The organism is Mesorhizobium sp. LEGMi-168a, from assembly GCF_058312955.1.
Genome location: NZ_JBZEGV010000029.1, coordinates 1 through 17,608 on the forward strand (window position 1 = coordinate 1; position 17,608 = coordinate 17,608).

Genomic DNA, 17,608 nt, shown 5'->3' on the forward strand with positions numbered 1-17,608 from the left:
CGGCGCCTCACGCTCAATGTTCTCAGAGCCGACCCCGAAAACATCCCGCTCAGCCACAAACGACTCAAAGCACGATGGGCCGATCAAGACCTACTCCGCCTCTTCACTCATATGCGATAGCCCTACCGGCGATGGGAGGCCGGAACGGGCTCGGCTTGGGTCTGGAACCCTGTAGTCAGGAGACTACAGGGGAAAAACAGGCCGGCGACGGCAACGTTCCGAAGTTTCTCCCAAGTTGCGGGCGGCTACGCGCAACGCTTGCGGCAAATCGGGACGATCGGGTGCCGATTTTTTCTGTCTGAGATTGGCGGACTCTAGCCCAGCAGGCCGGCGGCCTTCGCCGCCTTGCGCAGGGTTTTGCGGGCTTCGACGGGACTTCTCAAGCCGTCGAGCGCGTCGCGGCAGACGCGGTTTGCCGACCGCCAGGCGCGGTCGCGCGCCCGTCTTGGCCAGCGCTGGTCGAGACATTCGATTGCCTCGAAGCAGCTTGAGACCTTGTGTTGTCCGCTTGGCTCGAAATCGATCACGACCGGCTCGGAAAACCAGACGTCGTTCATCACATCCTCCGTTTCGTATAGTGGTCTTTTGATCAGGCAGCGGCGCCGGCCGGGCGCCCGATGGATGCAGGTCCGGGATGATTGGCGGACCCGCGCATTAACCATCCACCGCCGATAATGTTCCGAAGAATTTTTGAGATCGGCGATGCGCCGGGCGGGGCGGCTCAAGGGCCGGATTCATTCCGCCACGACACGGCCCGGCGCTCAAAAAACATGTGACCAAAGTCACTGGCTGCACCGTCGCCCGCGGCGATAATCAGATCCGACACGCCGTTGAAACGCGGGGAGACCTCTCATGCTGATCGCCGTGCTTGCATCCGCCATGACCGCCGCCACGTTGATGGCGACCGCTTTCGGGCTCTATGAGGAGGCCCGGCAAAGCCGTTTGCACGCGCAAGCGGATCGCAAGAACCAGTTTCGGCCGGCGCGTCGGTCTCCCGTCAATTCGCGCAGCCGATAGGTGTCGGCACCGCCAGGCATGCCCACTCCGCTGCACTTGGTCATGTGCGTCCTGCGGGCCGCAATCCTGCTCTCTCCGGCAGTGTTCGCGGTGTCGGTGCTTTTATGGCTCTTCTATCGCTAGCTGATGCATGTCGCCCGGAAGTGTGTAGCGGTTCTGGGGCAACGATATCCATCAAGACAAAGACTTAATGCATGTCGCCTGAAGCTGTTTCAGTGCGACGCGCTTCAGCATCAAGCACCGTCTTGGGCCTATTCGACCAGCACATGCGCTTCGCGCGCGGCGCTGATGAAAGCTTCCCTGGCATTGTCGGCCGGAACGTCGCCGCTCATCGCCCGGCGGCAGGCGCGTAGCGCCGCGCCATGCTGCGCGCTGCCGGCGTCACGCCATTGGCCCGTCAGCAATTCGACGGCCTGCTGTGCGTTGGAAATGTGCCGGATCGAGCCTGCCACGCCGACGGCCACTTCGACCGGCCTGGAAAACCATCCCTGGATCATCGCTAAACCCCTGATGCGTTGTGAGCGCCCTGATGCGTTGAGCGGAAGAGAAACGCGCAACTGCCCGGCAGGTTTCATCCCGATATTTCAACAGGATGTGAGCAGCGCGAACATGGTCCTGCGCTATCTGCCGAGCGGCTTGCGAGACAGTTCGACGAGCTCCATTTCGTCGGTGATGCCGGCCATGTAGTTCGCGATGATGCGCGAGGCGCGCGCCTCCTTCTGCTCTTCGGTTTCCCCGGCGACGCGACCGCTCTCGAAGACGCGCCCAAACAGGGCCGTCTCGGCGGGTGTAAACGTGTTTCGTGAAATGTTGGACACGGGCTTCTTCCTTCAGCTCATGTCCCCCTTTCTTCCCCGACTAATATTAGCACGGGTTCGCAAAGGTGGGTGAGTCCTCGCCGAAACGGTGGCCATGTGTCTTTCATAGCGCATTGGCTGGCAGGCTCTTCATGTCATGATCTGGCGGGAAGCAGGCCGGATACTGGGCCAGCTTCGCTATATCCTTGCTGAAACAACGAAGCGCTGGTATTCATTAGTGGCGCGGAATTATTCCGAGTCTGCGCCAACTTGCGCCACGCAACAACGCGGCGCACGCTGTCCGAGGCCAATATCCCGACGTGGTGGCAACCGGGTTACGAAGGGATCTTGGTCGAACAAAGAAGCAGGGCAGGTTCCGATTCCATGTCGGAGCAGGTCCACCAAATGCTCTGGAACTCTGATGCCATTGCCCCCATGGCCTCGGAAGAGCATGAACATGGGGAAATCGATGGTGACGAAGAAACTTACCGCCAACGCAGAAAGCGCGGCAGCCTTTCTTGCGGTGATGGGCAACGAGAAACGTTTGCTCATCATGAACTATCTGGCCGAGAGCGAACTGTCGGTCGGCACGCTCGCCGACAAGGTCGAACTCAGCCAGTCAGCACTCTCCCAGCATCTGGCCAAACTGCGCAGGTTTGGCCTAGTCGACACCCGCCGCGACCGCCAGATGGTCTACTACTCCTGCAAGTCGTCCGCAGCGCGTGAGCTCCTCGCCCTGCTCGACGGCCTGCTGACCATGGACAGGCCGCTTGCCGGCCCGGCCCGGCAGGCTCTCGTCGAGAGGATGCGGCGGCCGCAGGCCGCCTGATCGGCTGCGACGCAGGCGAGGCCGGGGGGCCTTCGCCTTGCGCGGCTCGCGCTAAAGGCGCGGCATGTGGACAGGATGGTGCCGGGCCGCTTGGCGCCGGATGTCAGCTTTGTGCCCGTTCGGCCGGAATACTCCGGATTCGTAATTCCCATTACAAATTCGTAATTTAGCGGTCACAAGTTCGCCTGGAACGAGTTTGAGATAGCGGCGACCTTTCAGGGACCGCGCTCAATGGCCAGTGACGCTTACACTTCCGCTCAGAAATTCCTGCATTGGGCGCTCTTTGCCCTGGTCCTATTGCTCTACGCCCTAACCTATGGCGAAGACCTGCTGCCCCGTGGGGACCCGACCGTCGACACTATCTGGTGGCTGCATATTTCGTTCGGGCTTCTGCTCGCCGCGCTCGTCTTCTGGCGGGTGGTGCTGCGCGGCATGAGAGGAGCGCCGCGCCTGCCGGTTGAGATGCCTGCCGCGGAGCGGGCGGTCGCGAAGATGGGCCATTTCACCCTCTACGCGCTGCTCGTCGCGATCCCCGTCCTCGGCATCCTGTTGACCTGGTTCAGGGGTGACGCGTTGAGCTTCTTCGGCCTGTTCACGATCCCGGCGCCGATTGCTCCGGACAGGGCGACCGCACGAACCATTCGCGAACTGCATTCGCTCTGCGCGAACGGCATACTGATCGTGGCCGGCATACACGCGCTGGCCGCGCTCTATCATCACTTCATCCGTCGGGACACGATCCTGACCAGAATGCTGCCGGGGAATCGATAGCGGTCGGGGACGACGACATCGGGAGGCTCCGCCTCCCGTCAGGGCTCGTGTCCCATCACATTTGGTTGAGCGAGCGGCTGCCAGCGCGGCAGGCTGTGCCGGCAAGGCTTTGATAGAACGTCCTTTTCGGAAGAAGATGCTCGCTCCTACCGGCGCGAAGTTTACGGATTTGTAAATCGCCCGCCGAACCTCCATTGGCTAAACTTCCAGGCGATCCACACCCCCGGATCATAACGGGCCAAGCTTCCACTTTGGCGCGTCAAGAGGCTCGCCGCTCCCGGCGGGCCTCTTTCGTCTGGGATTGAACCGGCTTACGCGGCGCGGCGCCTTGTAATGACGCCGCGCACGGCGAGCACCAGCACGGTGATGATGATCAGGATCACCGAGAGCGCCGCGATCGCCGGGTCGATATTGTCGCGCAGGCCCATCCACATCAGGCGCGGCAAGGTGATGGCGTTGACCGAAGTGATGAACAGCGTCACACCGATCTCCTCCCAGGAGAGCACGAAGGAGAGGAGCGCAGCGGTTACGATGCCGAACTTGATGTTGGGCATGATGACGCGCGTCGCGCGCTCCCACACACTTGCACCGAGGCCGCGCGCGGCAAGGTCGATGCGCCTGTCGAGTTGGCTGAGCGAGACCAGGATCAGCACGGTGGCGAAGGGCACCGTCATCACCGAATGCGCCATCGCCACACCCAGCCAGGTGTCGTAGCCGAAGAAGGACGAGATGCCGGAGACCGAGGTGAGCAGGAAATAGAGCGTCACGGCCGAGACCACCGGCGGCACCACCATCGGCAGCAGCACGAATCCGACCAGCGCTGCCGTGAAGCGCGGCTGGAACATCCACACGCCCAGGCTGAAGGTGAGCGCCAGCACGGTGGAGAGCGCGCTGCTCACCACGCCGATCCGGATCGACAGCAGGATGGAATCCAGCCAGCGCGGATCCTCGATCAGCGAGCGGTAATGGCGCAGCGACAGCTCGCCCGTCGGCATGGTCAGCATGCGGCTCGGTGTCAGCGACACCGGGACGACCGCAAGCAGCGGCAGGAGCAGGAACAGCGCCACAAGCACGGCGAGGATCAGCGAGACGGGGCCAGGACGGTATGTGGGCATCGCGCTACACCAATTGCTTCGGTTTGACGTAGCGGAACAGAAGCGCCATCAGCGCGCCGACGAACACCACCAGCACGACGCTGATCGCCGCGCCCAGGCCCCAGTCCGGGCTCTGGAAGATGCGCAGATAGATCAGTTCGGCGATCATCACGCTGCGGCCGCCGCCGAGGATCGCCGGCGTGACGAAGAAGCCGAGCGAGAAAACGAAGGTGATCAGCGCCGAGCCGATGATGCCGGAGCGCGTCATCGGCACGAACACCGTCCAGAAGGTGCGCATGCGGCTGGAGCCCAGGCCGCGCGCCGCGAGCAGCACGCGCTCGTCGAGGCTGCGCATGGCAGAGGCCAGCGGAAACACCGCGAAGGGGATGAGGAAATGCGACATGCCGACGATGACGCCGAATTCGTTGCGCACGAGGGTCAGCGGCTCGGAAATGAAGCCGATCGATTGCAGCCAGGTGTTGATCAGCCCGCGATTAGACAGCAGCGCCACCCAGCCGAAGGCGCGCGTCAGCACCGAAATCCAGAACGGCACCAGGATGCAGAATTCGGCGAGCACGCGCTGCATCGGGCTGCCGCGCACCCAGACAACCGTGATGGCGTAAGCGGCGGTCACCGACACAACCGTGACGATGGCCGCGATGCGCAGCGTGCGGATGAACACCGATTGCACCAGGTCGTCGGTGAGCAGGGCGTGGTACTGGCCAAGCCCCGGCGTCGGCAGGGTGAAGCTCCACTTCACCACGCCGAGGAAGGGCCAGGCGTAGGCAAGGACAAGGAATAGGAGCAGCGGCGCCATCAACAGCGCCGCGCCCGTCCTGTCGGAGAGGGTTCCTCTCATCAGTCTAAGAGTCTCCGCCTAGTCAGGCCGAGATGATCTTGGTGTATTCGTCGAGCGCCTTGCCGTAGTTCTTGGCGTACCAGTCCATGTCGAGCGCGATCTGCTTCTTCATGTTCTCCGGATCGACCGGGTTGATGCGCTTCTTGTCGGCCGGGATCAGCGCATCCGCCGCCGGATTTGCCGGACCCTGGCCGAGCTTCTCGAACATCACCAGTTCCTTCTGCGGATCCTGGGTGCTGGCGATGAACTTCATCGCCGCGTCCTTGCCGCCGGGATTGTTCTTCAGCACCGCCAGCGCGCCGGGCGAGATCAGGCCCTGATCCCAGATGAACTTGATCTGGCCGCCAGAATCCTGCTCGATCAGCGAGGCGCGCGTCGACCACACGATCGCCATCGAGGCTTCGCCGTTGAGCAGCACGCTCTGGCTCTCGGCGCCGCCGCCCCAATAGGAGACGACGTTTTCCTTGAAGGCGGCGATCTTGTCGTGCGCGCGCTTGAGATCCAGCGGATAGAGCGAGGCCGGCGCGACGCCGTCGGCGAGAAGGGCAGCTTCCCAGCTCGACACGCCCCATTTGTAGAGCGAGCGCTTGCCTGGGAATTTCTTGACGTCGAAGAAGTCGGCCATGCCGGTCGGCGCGTTGGAGCCGAATTTCTGCGAGTCGTAGGCGATGACATAGGAGAAGAAGTAGGTCGACGCGGCATATTCCCAGCCGAAGCCTTCGCGCATCTTCTTCTTGTCGACGATCGAATAGTCGATCGGCTCCAGCATGCCCTGGCCGCCCAGCGTGATGGCCGAGAACGGATCGACGTCGACCAGGTCCCAGGTCGGCGCGCCGCTCTTGAACTGCGCGGCGATCGCGCCTTCGGTCGGGCCCGAGCCGTCCATCTTGACCGGAATGCCGGTGTCCTTGGTGAAGGCCTGGCCGTAAGCGGCGTCGTAAGCCGTGATGGCGTCGCCGCCCCAGTTCACCAGCACCAGCCCTTTCGTCTCGGCGAAAGACTGGGTCGAGCGCAACAGCATCGGCGTGCCGGCAAGCACGAGGCCCGCAAGCTGCGCGAATTGCCGGCGCGAGATCTCGCCGCGTTTGGTCCTCTCGGAAAGAGACTCGATCGCCTGTTTCCGCGTGTTGTTCATATCGTCGTTCATGTCAGTTCCCCTTGTTTTTAGTTGGTCTGGTCCGGAAGCCGGTGCGGCGATGTCAGGCCGCTTCGGTGCTCATTGTCCTCCGTCCGGAAGGAGGAAACCCTTTTCCGCCGGCCAGGTCAGCCAGACGGAATTGCCTTTGCTGAGCGCTGCAGCCGCGACCTCGTTCGGCACCGAAACGGTGACCTTCGCGCCCTGGCGCGTGGTGAGGTCGAGCTTGGTCGCCGCACCGAGATAGGTCGAGGCGACGGCGGTCGCGGCTATGCCGTTCTCGCCGGTCGAAGCCTCCGGCGCGATCGACATGTCCTCGGGCCGGATGGCGAGGATGGCGTCGCCCTTGATCAACTCGGCTTTGCAACGCATGTTGACCGCGCGGTCTTCGCAAAGACCCGTCGAGCCATTGTCGGCGGGCGTGACGCCCTTCAGCGGCAGCATGTTGATCTCGCCCAGGAACTCGGCGACGAAGCGGTTGGCCGGGCGGTCGTAGACCTCGTCCGGCCTGCCGACTTGCAGAAGCTTGCCGTGGTTGAAGATGGCGACGCGCGACGACAGCGCCAGCGCCTCGCTCTGGTCGTGGGTGACGAAGACGAAGGTGGTGCCGGTCTCCTGGTGCAGCCGCTTCATCTCGGCCTGCATCTGGCCGCGCAGGCTCTTGTCCAGCGCCGAGAACGGCTCGTCGAGCAAGAGCACGCCCGGCTCGAATACCAGCGCACGCGCCAGCGCCACGCGTTGCTGTTGGCCGCCGGAAAGCTGCGCCGGCAGCTTCTTCTCATGGCCCCTGAGGCCGACGCGCTCGATCATCTCGCCGACGCGCTGCTTGATCTCGGCGGCCGTTTTCTTGCGCACCTTGAGCGGGAAGGCGATGTTCTGCTCGACGCTCATATGCGGGAACAACGCATAGCCCTGGAACACCATGCCGGCGGCGCGCTGCTCGGCCGGGCGGTCGGTGATGTCGGCGCCGTCGCTGAAAAGCCGGCCTTCGCTCGGCTGCACAAAGCCGGCCAGGATCATCAGGAAAGTGGTCTTGCCGGAGCCGGACGGCCCGAGCAGCGTCAGAAACTCGCCGCGGCCGATATCTAGCGTCAGATTGTCCAGCGCCCGGAACGAGCCGAAGCTCTTGCCGATCCCGTTCGCCTTGATTTCTGCGGCCCGGCCGGGTTGCTGCATCCTGCCTCTGTCCTTACGGTCGGTTCAAATCGTAGGCACGGCCGGGGCTCACCGCAACCGAATAGTTTTCGCCTGATCGGCAAATTTGATTCACGGGTGAGGACATGAGCGGTGACGCTGGAGCGCCAATCTCCCCCCTTGTGGGGGAGATGCCCGGCAGGGCAGAGGGGGCGCGAAGGAATGCGACCTTTGTGGTGTCCGTTATCGGGACCAATCGCCGACAGGTGGGTGCAAAATGGCTGACAGGCCGGCGGGACAGCGCCCCCCTCTGGCCTGCCGGCCATCTCCCCCACAAGGGGGGAGATCAGCTAATCTCAATAGGTCGCCAGCCTGTTCTCCGACAGCTTCGACCTCAGCCAGCCGCTGAACGCATTCAGCACCGGATGCCCAGCCTTGGCATGCTCGAAGACCAGGAAATAGGAGCGCGGCGAGGGGATCGCTGTGTCGAACGGCTTGACCAGCCTGCCCTCGCTCAGCGCCCGGCGGCCGGTCAGCTCGTCGCCCATGGCGATCCCCTGGCCTGCGATCGCTGCCGAGAAGACCAGGTTCATGTCGGAAAAGAAGATGCCGCCCTCGGTGTCGGGATTTTCCACCTTGGCGAGCGCCAGCCAGCGCGCCCAGTCCTCGGTGTCGCCGAGATGCAGCAGATTGGCGCGCAGCACGTCGGCGGGCTTGGAAAAGCCGCCGACCTTATTGAGCAGCGTCGGGCTGCAGAGCGGCGTGAAGGAGACTTCGCAAAGCAGCTCCACCGCGCGGTTCGGCCAGTTGCCGACGCCGAAGGCGATGAAGGCATCGGCCTCCGGATTGGAGACGTCGTCGAGGCGGCGCGGCGTCAATATGTGCAGCGCCACGTCCGGATACATCTGCCGGAACTCCGCGATATGCGTGGACAAAAACAGCGAGGCGAAGCCCGGCGTGCAGGACACGGCAAACGAGCCGCCGACGCCGGTTCCGGTATTTTGCGTCACTGCGTCGCCGAGCACGGTGAGCGCCTTCCTGACATCGGCCGCGTAACGCTGGCCGCGCGGCGTCAGCGCCACGCCCTTGCCGATACGCTCCAGAAGATCGAAGCCAAGCTCGCGCTCAAGCAGCCGGAGCTGATGCGAGACCGCGCTTCGGGTGAGGTGAAGCTCGTCTGCGGCGCGCCACACGCTGCCGTGGCGGGCGAAGCTGTCGAGGGCGCGCAGCGCCTGCGTGGAAGGTATTCGCAAGAGGCCTCAGGTGAACCGAATTTGCACGAGCCGGGAAAACATATCACTTTTTGATGAGCCGCTTCACTGCTTTTCTTGGGCCTATGGAGAAACCGGTGACGACCTCGGCGCAAGAGACCGCGCTTGCCTGCATCGACGGCATCCAGCCGCTGCTGTCGGCCTGGACGCGCACCATCTTCGATTTCGGCGAGACCGCCTGGCGCGAGTACCAATCTGCGGCTTGGTATGTCGACCGGCTGAAGCGCGAGGGCTTTTCGGTCGAGGAAGGCTCGGGCGGCATGCCGACCGCCTTCTGCGCTCATTGGACGAATGGCGACGGTCCGACCGTCGGCATGTATGCCGAATATGACGCCGTGCCCGGCAACTGCCAGGACGCCGCAACGGTGAAGCGGCCGCGCGAAGGCCTGGGCACCGAGGCCGGCGGCCACACCGATCCGCATTCGGGGCTTGGCATCGGCAGCCTCGGCGGCCTGCTCGCCGCCAAGGCTGCGATGCTGGAGCACGACATAAAGGGCACGCTGCGCTTCACCGGCGAGCCGGCGGAGAAGGTGAGGGGGTCGAAGCCGATCCACGCGGCCAAGGGCTATTATGACGGCCTCGCCGGCATGATCTCTTTCCATCCCTTCTATATGCTGCCGCTCTGCAACACGGCACGCTGGGACACGCATTGCGGCGCGGCTTACGCGATGATCTATCGCTTCGTCTGCGACGAACCGGAAAGCTGGGGGCGCGCCGGCGATGCAGCACCGATCCCGCAGGCGCATTCGGCGGTCCGCGCCCCCGGCGCCAACGACGCGCTGATGATGATGTACATGGCCTCCAAGGCGCTGCGCGATTCCATGCTGACGCACCAGGGCGGCTGGTCGATCAGCGAAGCGATCCTGACCGCTGGCCAGGCGACGGCCGACAATTTGCCGGCAGGGCTTGCCGAGATCCAGTACATGATCCGCGTGCCGACCATTGCCATGGCCGAGCAGGTGACCACCGTGCTCGACCGCAACGCGGAAGCCGCGGCGAAGATGAGCGGCTGCCGCTACGAACGCCACTGGGTGTCGAAGTCGCGGCCCGGCCTCGCCAACCACGCCATGGCCGAAATTACTTATGAGGCGCTTTCGACGGTCGGCGCGCCACAATGGAGCGAGGAGGCGAAAGCGATCGCCCGTGAGGTCCAGGTCAATGCCGGCGGCGAGGCGACCGAAAACCCGTTCATCGACGAATTGGAGCGGCTGATCTCGCCGCAGGAGGCCGAGGCGATCCTGCGCCGCGATCTGCCGCCGTCCCAAACCAATTCGACCTCCGATGATTACACCGACATGAGCTGGCACGCGCCGACGTCGCGTTTTTATGTAGCCCGCCCGGCGCTGCGTTCGGCCAACGGCTATGCCTATCCGGCCTGGGTGATGAACGCGCTGGGCGGAATCCCTGCCACCATCGATCCGATGGTGACCTGCGCTTCGAAGACGGTCGCGCTCACCGCGCTGCGCCTGCTCGAGGACAAGGCCGCGCGCGATGCCGCGATGGACGAGTTCGTCGCCCGCACCGGCGGTGGGGTCGGCGGCTCGAACTGGATCGCGCCGCTTTGCGACTACGAACCGCCGATCAATTTCCGCTGGCCGGAATATGTCACCACGCCGCGCGGCCGCGACTGGTGGATCCCGGCCGCTTCCACCGCATGACAAATATCAATCGAGGAGAACCCCATGACCGTCCATGACCGCATCGTCGCCGAGCCGTTCTCGCTGCAGCGCCGCAATCCCGCCGGCGGCACCAAGCCGCTCACCGCCTGGGGCTTCGCCAACGAAACCGATGTCCTGACCGACGTCCTGCTCGGCTCGCCCAATTTCCTGCGGCATCTCTCGACCAGCTCGCTGTCCAGGAAGCACTTGCGCGAGGCGCCCTGCAACATCCAGATCGCGCAGGCGCAGCACAAGGACCTCGTCGCGGCCTACGAGCATTTCGGCGTCAACATCCACTGGCACGAGCCGACGCCGGAACTGCCGATGCAGGTCTATTCGCGCGACTCCAGCGTCATGACGCCCTACGGCGCCTTCATCACCGCCATGGCCAACTGGTGGCGGCGCGGCGAGAACTACGCCGCCATCCGCACTTACGAAAAGCTCGGCATCCCGATCTACGACATGGTCACCGCCGGTACTTTCGAGGGTGGCGACTTCAACGTCATCGAGGAGGGCGTGGTGCTGATCGGCTGCGGCGGCGCCCGCACGCAGGAAGAGGGCGCGCGCCAAGTGCAGGCCTGGTTCGACAAGGAAGGCTGGGAGACCCGTATCGCCTTCATCGACGAATATTATGTCCACATCGACCTGATGGTGGTGCCGATCGCCGAAAAGCTCACCGCCGTCTGCCTCGCCTGCACCGAGCCCGGCATCGTCGACTGGCTGAAGGGCAAGGGCCACGAGATCATCGACGTGCCCTTCCAGGACACGATGGCGCTCGGCTGCAACTTCATGTCGCTCGGCAAGGACAGGGTGATCGCGCCGACCTCCAGCAAGACGCTCATCGAAAAGCTCAAGGCGCAGGGCTTCGAGGTTGCGGCCGTCGACATGAGCGAAATCTCCAAGACCGGCGGCGGCATCCACTGCATGGCCCAGGCGCTGAAGCGCGTGAAGGCGTAGGGCGCGGCTCGCTTTATGGCGTGCGGGGCGCAAATGCCCCTATGCTGGCGGGACAGCGCCCTTTGTCCTGCTCGGCAACGGAGCGAGGCAGAGCGGATCGGCGAGCTTTAACTGAGGTTCCCGGCGAAACGCTCGGCCAGACGGTCCCGCCGAAAGGCCTCCAGCACGAAATCGACGAAGACCCGCGTCTTGGCCGGCAGCAGGGTGCGGCTCGCGTAATAGAGCGAGATCGAGCCGAGATCTGCATACCAATCAGGAACGAGGCGCAGCAGCGCCTTGCTCTCCAGGTAGGGCAGCGCTTCCGGCATGGCGATCAGCGCCACGCCGAGATCGAGCAAGGCCGCCCGCGACATCGCCGCCGGGTCGTTGACGACGATTGTCTCCTTCAATACGGCGGCAATCTCCTTGCCAGCGGCGTCGCGCATGACGCGCTGACGCAGGCGGCCGGTTCGAGAAGAGCGCAGGACAATGCCGTCGAACTGGGCAAGGTCCGTCGGGTCGGTGGGCGCGGTCCGCCCCTTCATATACTCCGGCGATGCGACCGCGATGACATGCATAGGCGCGAGCTCGCGCGATATCAGGCCGGGTGTGAGCTCGAAGCCGCCGCCGATCGCCGCGTCGAACCCCTCTGCGATCAGATCGACCTGCCGGTTGTCGAACTGCCAGTCGGGCCGTATGCGCGGATAGCGCCCGAGAAACTCCGGCAGCAGCGGCATGATGTGGCTCAGGCCGAGGATCAGGGTCATGCTGACCTTGAGCACGCCTGCCGGCTCGCCCTTGTCCGTCGCCATGCCGGCGATCGCATCCTGAAGCCCTTCCAAATTGGCGCCGATCTGCTGCAGGAACAACTCGCCGGCCTCGGTCAGGGTCAGCTTGCGGGTGCTGCGGTGAAACAGCCGGGTTCCGAGATTGCGCTCCAGCGTCGCCACGTTGCGGCTGATCGCGGCCGGCGTCAGCGCCAGCGCGCGTGCCGCCGCCGAAAAACTGCCCGTCCTGGCACTGCGCACGAAGGACTCGAGATTGGCCAACGTCTCCATAGTCGAATTTTAAAGCAATGCTTGCAGATAATTCAAGCGATTACCCACTAATTTTGGGGCAATAGACAGGCCATATCCGGAGCGACAATGCAATCTCAATGAGGATCATGCCCTGTGACCAAATCCATCGCGCCCAAGAACGGCCTCGACGCCCTGCTTCGCCCTGAGGACAGCGTCCTGGTGCTGATCGACCATCAGCCCTACCAGTTCACCAACTTGAACAGCCACGAGCCTACCATGATCGTCAACAACGTCATCGGGCTGGCCAAGACGGCCAAGGTCTTCGATGTGCCGACGATCCTGACCACGGTGATAGAGGAACGCGGCGGCTACCTGATCAAGGGACTTCAGGATGTCTTCCCGCAGCAGAAGCCGATCAACCGCACCTTCATCAACACCTGGCAGGACGAGCGTGTGGTCGATGCGGTGAGGAAGACGGGTCGCAAGCAGCTCATCCTGGCAGCGCTGTGGACCGAGATCTGTCTCGCCATGCCGACAATTCAGGCGCTCGCGGACGGCTATGACGTCTTCATCGTCACCGACGCTTCGGGCGGCGTCTCGGCCGAATCCCACGACATGGCGGTTCGCCGCATGGTGGCCGCGGGCGCCGTTCCGATCACCTGGATGGCGGTGGCGGCCGAATGGCAGCGCGACTGGGCACGGGAGGAAAGCGCGATCGCCCTGGCAGGCGTTCTTGCCGACCATGGCGGCAACAGCGGCGTCGCCTTCGCCTGGGAAATGCAGCTTCTCGGCAACAAGACCAGCGCCGCTTGAACGGATCGCGCCTGCTCACGACGCGGCGGACGCCGAGACTCTCATCCAACCTTCGACGGAGCACGACCATGATGGCCAGTTCAAAGCAGAAGGGCGACAACCGATCCGCGGAGACGGCCGGCTCCGTCGATTTCGACGCGTTGATGCTGGCCAATCTCGTTCGGGTTTTCGGCGAGCGTGACGAGGACCGCCGTCGTGCGGCACTGCGTGAACTCTATGCCGAGGATGCCGTCCTTTACGAACTGCAGGCCGTTGCCAGCGGATGGGAGGAGATCTCGTCCGCCATCGGCAGTCTGCTCACCAGCATGCCGCCCGGCTTCGTCTTCAGCCCGGCTGGGCGCGCTGTCGGGCACAATGGCGTCGGCCGGCTCTTCTGGCGGGCCGGGCCACCTGCCGGTCCAGTGGCGGCCACCGGCACGGACGTCGCCCATGTCGAAGGCGGGCGGATCAAGTCGCTGCACGTCTTCCTCGACCCGGTGCCGCGCCTGAACACGCTCGCCCGTTTTCAACGGGAGCTGCCGGATCCGGGACAGTCGGGTTGAGGCGCAGGGATGAGGGTTTGCCGCCGGGCTGACCGGCTCCGCACCTCGCCTGCAGGCCCGATCAGGCGCTCAATGCATGCAACGCCCCAAGCCTTGCTCACCCAGGGCCAATGCTTGCGCGATCCCTAATGTAAGCGCACACTGACCGGTTAGGAAAATCCGACGGGGGACAATCGGCTCACAGGCAAATCTGGGAGGAAATCATGGACAGCTTGAGCCTCACCACGCTTGAACGCAGCAAGACAAAAGTCGACGCGGCAGCCCTCGAAGCACTTACGGCACAAATACGCGGCACGGTTCTGCGGGAAGGCGACGCCGCCTACGACGAAGTCCGCGGCATCTGGAATAGCATGATCGATCGGCGGCCCGGGCTGATCGTGTGCTGCGTCGGCGCCTCCGATGTCGTCACCGCCGTGAATTTCGCCAGGGAAAACAAGCTCCTCGTCTCCGTGCGTGGCGGCGGCCACAACATCGCCGGCAGCGCCGTCTGCGACGGCGGCCTGATGATCGACCTGTCGCGGATGAAATCGGTGCGGGTCGACGTCGCGGCTAAGCGGGCATGGGTCGGGCCCGGCGCCACGCTTGGAGATGTCGATCGGGAAACACAGGCCTTCGGATTGGCGGTGCCGACCGGCATCAACTCGACCACGGGCATTGCGGGCCTGACGCTGGGTGGTGGCTTCGGCTGGATCACCCGCAAATTCGGGCTGACCATCGACAATCTCATCTCCGCCGACGTGGTCACGGCCGACGGCAAGCTGCTGCGCGCCAGCCTGAGCGAAAACCCGGACCTGTTCTGGGCGCTGCGCGGCGGCGGCGGCAATTTCGGCATCGTCACGGCGTTCGAGTTCCAACTGCACCAGTTCGGACCACAAGTGCTGTCGGGGCTTGTCGTCCATCCCTTCGCCGATGCCGGCAAGGTGCTTCGGGAATATCGCGCGGCGCTCGAAACCGCGCCCGACGAGCTGACCTGCTGGGTGGTGATGCGGCAGGCGCCGCCGCTGCCCTTCCTGCCGGCCGAATGGCACGGCAAGGAGGTGCTGGTGCTGGCAATGTGCTATTGCGGGGACATCCAGGCCGGCGAAAAGGCGACGCAGAAGCTACGCGCCATCGGCAAGCCGATCGCCGATGTCGTCGGTTCCAATCCGTTCACCGGCTGGCAGCAGGCCTTCGACCCGCTGCTTGCGCCCGGCGCCCGCAACTACTGGAAGAGCCACGACTTCACCGAGCTTTCCGACAGCGCGATCGAGGTCACCACAGCGGCGATATCGCGGCTGCCGGGTCCCGAATGCGAAATATTCTTCGGCCATGTCGGCGGTGCGGCGGGCCGCGTCAAGGTGGACGCCACGGCGTTTCCGCAGCGCAGCTCGCATTTCGTCATGAACGTCCACGCCCGCTGGCGTGAGCCGGCAATGGACAAGGCCTGCATAGACTGGGCGCGTGGCATCTACGAAGCATCAAAGCCCTATGCCGCCGGCACCGCCTATGTGAACTTCATGCCGGAGGACGAGACCGACCGGGTCGAAGCGGCCTATGGGGGCAACTATCGCCGGCTGCTGGAGATCAAGCAGCGCTACGACCCGCAGAACCTGTTCCGCATGAACCAGAACCTGCGCCCCAAGGAAGGGCTGCGGGCCGCCTGAGGCCAGGCATCTTTCCGCGACGGCGCGGTCGGCCGCGCCGTCGCCAGGCCTCGCTTTTCACCGTGCTATCAACGCGTGGCCCTACGCGGCACACTCAGAGCATCCAGCCGTTCCTGCAGATGCCCGTTGAGCACGATCATCTCCTTCAGCGCCTTCACCGCGTCGCCCTTATGCTCGGCGATGAAGCGCTCGGCTATCGCCTGAAGCGCCGCTTCCTGGCGGCTGTCCAGCCTGACGATGTGATCCATGGCGGGTGCTCCGATGGCTTCCATTAGCATGTGAACAAAAAGTGAACAAAAATGTCAAGAGCGAATTGACTTCGCGAGGAATGAGTTCCTATTTTGTCAGGAGATGGGGCGGTTGCTCAGGATCAGGGAGAGCCGCATTGGGCAGACGGAAAAGCCGTTACGACAGATTGTTCCGGTCGGACGCGGAGGCGATCATTCGCGATGCGCTGGAACTGCGACAGACCGTGCTGGCGGCGCAGCTCAACCTCAGGACCAATGGCGAAATGTACTGGCGGCTCAATGGATTGGTGGACAGGCTGCACGAGGTGATGAGCGCGGTCGCGGGCAGGGAGCCCGATTTCCGCGCCGCTTGGCTCGGCCTCCTGCCACTGCCCGAGGACTATTCAAACCGGACATGAGAAAATGGCCGGACCCATGGACAGCGTTGGCCGGGCGGCCAAGGCCAACATGCTGCTCGTCGTCGAATGCCGCCATTGCTACCACGTCGGCCGCTTCAAGGCGAACGACGTGGCCAAGGTGGTGGGCTGGAACAAGCCGCTCGAAGCCGTCCATTTCCGCTGCAAGCGCTGCGGCCGCAAGGACACGGAGGTCAAGACCCAGTTCATCGACCAGGACCATCCGCCCAAGGGCTACATCTGGGTGCTGCAGAAGGCGAGGGGCTAAAACAACGACCCCTGCGCCGGCGGCTGGGCGGGGACCTTGATCTGCGTCGCCGGCTTCTCGACGATCACCAGCGCGTCGTCCGGCGCTGGTCGCTGCAGCTTCTTCGCCTCCGACCACGGCGCGGTGAGCCACAATTCGGTCTCCTCCGGCGTGGTTAGGATCACGGGCATCGCCTTCTCGTGGATCGGCGCGATCAGCGTATTGGGCCTGGTCGTGAGGAAACCGTAAAGCTCGTGGTCGCCCGGGCCTTCCTTCACCTTGCGCACGCCGTGCCAGGGCGTCCACAGGCCGGCGAAGAAGAACAGCGGCCGCTCTTCGCTGAGCGCGAACCAGAAATTCTTTTGCACGCCGGTCTCGGGGTCCTTCTGTCCGGGTGTCGGGTTGGGTTCGGCAAAGCTCGTCACCGGCACCACGCAGCGGTTCTCGACGCCGAGGTAGGGAAGCCAGTGGGCATATTGCGGGTTGCGGATGTTGGTGGTGCCGGAATCGGCGTTGCCGCGCATTCGCTCCAGCGGCGTCGGCATGCCCCAGCGCAGATTGGCAAGCTCGCGGCTGCCGTCGGCGGCATTGCGCACCACGGGTGCGGCCTGGTTTGGATAGATATCGATCGAGGGTTCGAGGTTGCCGGCAATGTCGCGCAGCGCGCGCGTCCATTGGCGGATCGCCTCCTGGCTTGTGGTGATGTTGTAAAGATTGCACATCGGCAGCGTTCCCCGTCCACCGATTGTTTCCCGCATTTTCGGGCGAAGCGCAAACCAACCGGTCGCGAAGGCTGAGCCAACCGCGCCAGTCGCTTTACGTGTGGGTTTGTATCAGCGCCGCCCGCCGCGCCGCCTTGCCTCGATCGGCTCCGCGGCCGGCGGCTCGCCCGGCAGCCCCAACCGATGGCGTTCCTCCTCGGCGAAGGCTTCGGCTTCCGCGTGGATGTCGAACAGCTGATGGGTGAGCCGGCCGCCTTCGACGACGCGCACCAGCCATTGGCCGTTGATGAATTTCACGCGGACATTGTCTGGTTCGCCTGCCACCATGTGCAGCTCCAGCTCGTTGCCCCAAGAATTGCATCCTCGAACAACAATACGATTTAACGCCTAAAGGGTTGCCGCAAGCATCCGTGCCTTGGTCTTTAGTAGGAGAACAGTCGCCGGACAAACGCCGATTTGATATCGGGAAATAAAAATA

At 64.0% G+C, this 17,608-nt stretch carries 23 protein-coding genes; 11 read left to right on the forward strand and 12 right to left on the reverse strand.

What is annotated here, in order from left to right; translation table 11 throughout:
* Positions 1–314: 314 nt before the first annotated feature.
* The gene (locus AC4FWB_RS27610) at positions 315–557 is read right to left on the reverse strand and encodes a DUF982 domain-containing protein (protein ID WP_126101033.1); all 243 of its coding nucleotides are present in this window, start codon (positions 555–557) and stop codon (positions 315–317) included.
* A 295-nt stretch (positions 558–852) separates the two neighbouring features.
* Here AC4FWB_RS27610 and AC4FWB_RS27615 point away from each other — a divergent pair, with 295 nt between their 5' ends.
* Positions 853–1,017 (forward strand): hypothetical protein, encoded by a 165-nt coding sequence (locus AC4FWB_RS27615; protein WP_491029400.1) that lies wholly within the window; start codon positions 853–855, stop codon positions 1,015–1,017.
* A 251-nt stretch (positions 1,018–1,268) separates the two neighbouring features.
* On the opposite strand, the gene AC4FWB_RS27620 is transcribed toward AC4FWB_RS27615, so the two are convergent.
* Both AC4FWB_RS27620 and AC4FWB_RS27625 read right to left on the reverse strand, forming a co-directional pair.
* Positions 1,269–1,514, reverse strand: coding sequence for a DUF982 domain-containing protein (locus AC4FWB_RS27620; protein WP_059186167.1), 246 nt, complete (start codon positions 1,512–1,514; stop codon positions 1,269–1,271).
* Positions 1,515–1,637: 123 nt separating this feature from the next.
* Positions 1,638–1,835, reverse strand: a complete 198-nt coding sequence (locus AC4FWB_RS27625) for a hypothetical protein (RefSeq protein WP_491029401.1) — start codon at positions 1,833–1,835, stop codon at positions 1,638–1,640.
* Positions 1,836–2,283: 448 nt separating this feature from the next.
* Between AC4FWB_RS27625 and AC4FWB_RS27630 the strand changes: the two genes are divergently transcribed.
* The 3 genes from AC4FWB_RS27630 (at position 2,284) to AC4FWB_RS27640 (ending at position 3,648) form a co-directional block, all read left to right on the forward strand.
* Positions 2,284–2,643 carry an ArsR/SmtB family transcription factor gene (locus AC4FWB_RS27630; RefSeq protein WP_491029402.1) on the forward strand — a complete coding sequence of 120 codons (360 nt, stop codon included), beginning with the start codon at positions 2,284–2,286 and terminating at the stop codon, positions 2,641–2,643.
* Positions 2,644–2,874: 231 nt separating this feature from the next.
* Positions 2,875–3,414, forward strand: coding sequence for a cytochrome b (locus AC4FWB_RS27635; RefSeq protein ID WP_491029403.1), 540 nt, complete (start codon positions 2,875–2,877; stop codon positions 3,412–3,414).
* Between the two features lie 93 nt (positions 3,415–3,507).
* Positions 3,508–3,648 (forward strand): hypothetical protein, encoded by a 141-nt coding sequence (locus tag AC4FWB_RS27640; protein WP_491029469.1) that lies wholly within the window; start codon positions 3,508–3,510, stop codon positions 3,646–3,648.
* 77 nt (positions 3,649–3,725) lie between these two features.
* Here AC4FWB_RS27640 and AC4FWB_RS27645 read toward each other — a convergent pair whose 3' ends face one another.
* The 5 genes from AC4FWB_RS27645 to AC4FWB_RS27665 all read right to left on the reverse strand — a co-directional run bounded on the left by AC4FWB_RS27645 (position 3,726) and on the right by AC4FWB_RS27665 (position 8,889).
* The gene (locus tag AC4FWB_RS27645) at positions 3,726–4,529 is read right to left on the reverse strand and encodes an ABC transporter permease (protein WP_491029404.1); all 804 of its coding nucleotides are present in this window, start codon (positions 4,527–4,529) and stop codon (positions 3,726–3,728) included.
* A gap of 4 nt (positions 4,530–4,533) precedes the next feature.
* Positions 4,534–5,367, reverse strand: coding sequence for an ABC transporter permease (locus AC4FWB_RS27650; protein WP_491029405.1), 834 nt, complete (start codon positions 5,365–5,367; stop codon positions 4,534–4,536).
* A 22-nt stretch (positions 5,368–5,389) separates the two neighbouring features.
* Entirely contained in the window at positions 5,390–6,502 is a 1,113-nt protein-coding gene (locus AC4FWB_RS27655) for an ABC transporter substrate-binding protein (protein WP_491029470.1), read from the reverse strand.
* An 81-nt stretch (positions 6,503–6,583) separates the two neighbouring features.
* The gene (locus AC4FWB_RS27660) at positions 6,584–7,678 is read right to left on the reverse strand and encodes an ABC transporter ATP-binding protein (protein WP_491029406.1); all 1,095 of its coding nucleotides are present in this window, start codon (positions 7,676–7,678) and stop codon (positions 6,584–6,586) included.
* Positions 7,679–7,992: 314 nt separating this feature from the next.
* Positions 7,993–8,889 carry a LysR substrate-binding domain-containing protein gene (locus AC4FWB_RS27665; protein WP_491029407.1) on the reverse strand — a complete coding sequence of 299 codons (897 nt, stop codon included), beginning with the start codon at positions 8,887–8,889 and terminating at the stop codon, positions 7,993–7,995.
* A gap of 83 nt (positions 8,890–8,972) precedes the next feature.
* Here AC4FWB_RS27665 and AC4FWB_RS27670 point away from each other — a divergent pair, with 83 nt between their 5' ends.
* Both AC4FWB_RS27670 and AC4FWB_RS27675 read left to right on the forward strand, forming a co-directional pair.
* The gene (locus AC4FWB_RS27670; protein ID WP_491029471.1) at positions 8,973–10,565 is read left to right on the forward strand and encodes a zinc-binding metallopeptidase family protein; all 1,593 of its coding nucleotides are present in this window, start codon (positions 8,973–8,975) and stop codon (positions 10,563–10,565) included.
* A gap of 24 nt (positions 10,566–10,589) precedes the next feature.
* Positions 10,590–11,522, forward strand: coding sequence for a dimethylarginine dimethylaminohydrolase family protein (locus AC4FWB_RS27675; RefSeq protein WP_491029408.1), 933 nt, complete (start codon positions 10,590–10,592; stop codon positions 11,520–11,522).
* Between the two features lie 107 nt (positions 11,523–11,629).
* On the opposite strand, the gene AC4FWB_RS27680 is transcribed toward AC4FWB_RS27675, so the two are convergent.
* A complete protein-coding gene (locus AC4FWB_RS27680) occupies positions 11,630–12,559 on the reverse strand; it encodes a LysR family transcriptional regulator (RefSeq protein ID WP_491029409.1) in 930 nt (309 codons plus the stop codon).
* 126 nt (positions 12,560–12,685) lie between these two features.
* Between AC4FWB_RS27680 and AC4FWB_RS27685 the strand changes: the two genes are divergently transcribed.
* From AC4FWB_RS27685 to AC4FWB_RS27695, 3 genes are all read left to right on the forward strand, one after another.
* On the forward strand, positions 12,686–13,333 hold the full coding sequence (locus tag AC4FWB_RS27685; RefSeq protein ID WP_491029472.1) for a hydrolase: 648 nt from the start codon (positions 12,686–12,688) through the stop codon (positions 13,331–13,333).
* Between the two features lie 68 nt (positions 13,334–13,401).
* Positions 13,402–13,875, forward strand: a complete 474-nt coding sequence (locus AC4FWB_RS27690) for a nuclear transport factor 2 family protein (protein ID WP_491029410.1) — start codon at positions 13,402–13,404, stop codon at positions 13,873–13,875.
* A 203-nt stretch (positions 13,876–14,078) separates the two neighbouring features.
* Entirely contained in the window at positions 14,079–15,518 is a 1,440-nt protein-coding gene (locus AC4FWB_RS27695; protein ID WP_491029411.1) for an FAD-binding oxidoreductase, read from the forward strand.
* Between the two features lie 68 nt (positions 15,519–15,586).
* Here AC4FWB_RS27695 and AC4FWB_RS27700 read toward each other — a convergent pair whose 3' ends face one another.
* Positions 15,587–15,766, reverse strand: coding sequence for a hypothetical protein (locus AC4FWB_RS27700; protein ID WP_491029412.1), 180 nt, complete (start codon positions 15,764–15,766; stop codon positions 15,587–15,589).
* A 137-nt stretch (positions 15,767–15,903) separates the two neighbouring features.
* Between AC4FWB_RS27700 and AC4FWB_RS27705 the strand changes: the two genes are divergently transcribed.
* A complete protein-coding gene (locus tag AC4FWB_RS27705; RefSeq protein WP_491029413.1) occupies positions 15,904–16,164 on the forward strand; it encodes a hypothetical protein in 261 nt (86 codons plus the stop codon).
* A gap of 4 nt (positions 16,165–16,168) precedes the next feature.
* On the forward strand, positions 16,169–16,429 hold the full coding sequence (locus AC4FWB_RS27710) for a hypothetical protein (RefSeq protein ID WP_491029414.1): 261 nt from the start codon (positions 16,169–16,171) through the stop codon (positions 16,427–16,429).
* On the opposite strand, the gene AC4FWB_RS27715 is transcribed toward AC4FWB_RS27710, so the two are convergent.
* Positions 16,426–17,130 (reverse strand): SOS response-associated peptidase, encoded by a 705-nt coding sequence (locus AC4FWB_RS27715; protein WP_491029415.1) that lies wholly within the window; start codon positions 17,128–17,130, stop codon positions 16,426–16,428. The genes AC4FWB_RS27710 and AC4FWB_RS27715 overlap by 4 nt on opposite strands.
* A gap of 111 nt (positions 17,131–17,241) precedes the next feature.
* Positions 17,242–17,457 carry a hypothetical protein gene (locus tag AC4FWB_RS27720; RefSeq protein WP_491029416.1) on the reverse strand — a complete coding sequence of 72 codons (216 nt, stop codon included), beginning with the start codon at positions 17,455–17,457 and terminating at the stop codon, positions 17,242–17,244.
* Positions 17,458–17,608: the final 151 nt, after the last annotated feature.

Coding starts and splice junctions, on each gene's coding strand:
- AC4FWB_RS27635 (WP_491029403.1), top strand. CDS start 2,875: ATGGCCAGTGACGCTTACACTTCCGCTCAGAAATTCCTGCATTGGGCG.
- AC4FWB_RS27615 (WP_491029400.1), top strand. CDS start 853: ATGCTGATCGCCGTGCTTGCATCCGCCATGACCGCCGCCACGTTGATG.
- AC4FWB_RS27695 (WP_491029411.1), top strand. CDS start 14,079: ATGGACAGCTTGAGCCTCACCACGCTTGAACGCAGCAAGACAAAAGTC.
- AC4FWB_RS27655 (WP_491029470.1), bottom strand. CDS start 6,502: ATGAACAACACGCGGAAACAGGCGATCGAGTCTCTTTCCGAGAGGACC.
- AC4FWB_RS27680 (WP_491029409.1), bottom strand. CDS start 12,559: ATGGAGACGTTGGCCAATCTCGAGTCCTTCGTGCGCAGTGCCAGGACG.
- AC4FWB_RS27690 (WP_491029410.1), top strand. CDS start 13,402: ATGATGGCCAGTTCAAAGCAGAAGGGCGACAACCGATCCGCGGAGACG.
- AC4FWB_RS27710 (WP_491029414.1), top strand. CDS start 16,169: ATGGCCGGACCCATGGACAGCGTTGGCCGGGCGGCCAAGGCCAACATG.
- AC4FWB_RS27675 (WP_491029408.1), top strand. CDS start 10,590: ATGACCGTCCATGACCGCATCGTCGCCGAGCCGTTCTCGCTGCAGCGC.
- AC4FWB_RS27660 (WP_491029406.1), bottom strand. CDS start 7,678: ATGCAGCAACCCGGCCGGGCCGCAGAAATCAAGGCGAACGGGATCGGC.
- AC4FWB_RS27720 (WP_491029416.1), bottom strand. CDS start 17,457: ATGGTGGCAGGCGAACCAGACAATGTCCGCGTGAAATTCATCAACGGC.
- AC4FWB_RS27620 (WP_059186167.1), bottom strand. CDS start 1,514: ATGATCCAGGGATGGTTTTCCAGGCCGGTCGAAGTGGCCGTCGGCGTG.
- AC4FWB_RS27700 (WP_491029412.1), bottom strand. CDS start 15,766: ATGGATCACATCGTCAGGCTGGACAGCCGCCAGGAAGCGGCGCTTCAG.
- AC4FWB_RS27670 (WP_491029471.1), top strand. CDS start 8,973: ATGGAGAAACCGGTGACGACCTCGGCGCAAGAGACCGCGCTTGCCTGC.
- AC4FWB_RS27650 (WP_491029405.1), bottom strand. CDS start 5,367: ATGAGAGGAACCCTCTCCGACAGGACGGGCGCGGCGCTGTTGATGGCG.
- AC4FWB_RS27610 (WP_126101033.1), bottom strand. CDS start 557: ATGAACGACGTCTGGTTTTCCGAGCCGGTCGTGATCGATTTCGAGCCA.
- AC4FWB_RS27715 (WP_491029415.1), bottom strand. CDS start 17,130: ATGTGCAATCTTTACAACATCACCACAAGCCAGGAGGCGATCCGCCAA.
- AC4FWB_RS27645 (WP_491029404.1), bottom strand. CDS start 4,529: ATGCCCACATACCGTCCTGGCCCCGTCTCGCTGATCCTCGCCGTGCTT.
- AC4FWB_RS27630 (WP_491029402.1), top strand. CDS start 2,284: ATGGTGACGAAGAAACTTACCGCCAACGCAGAAAGCGCGGCAGCCTTT.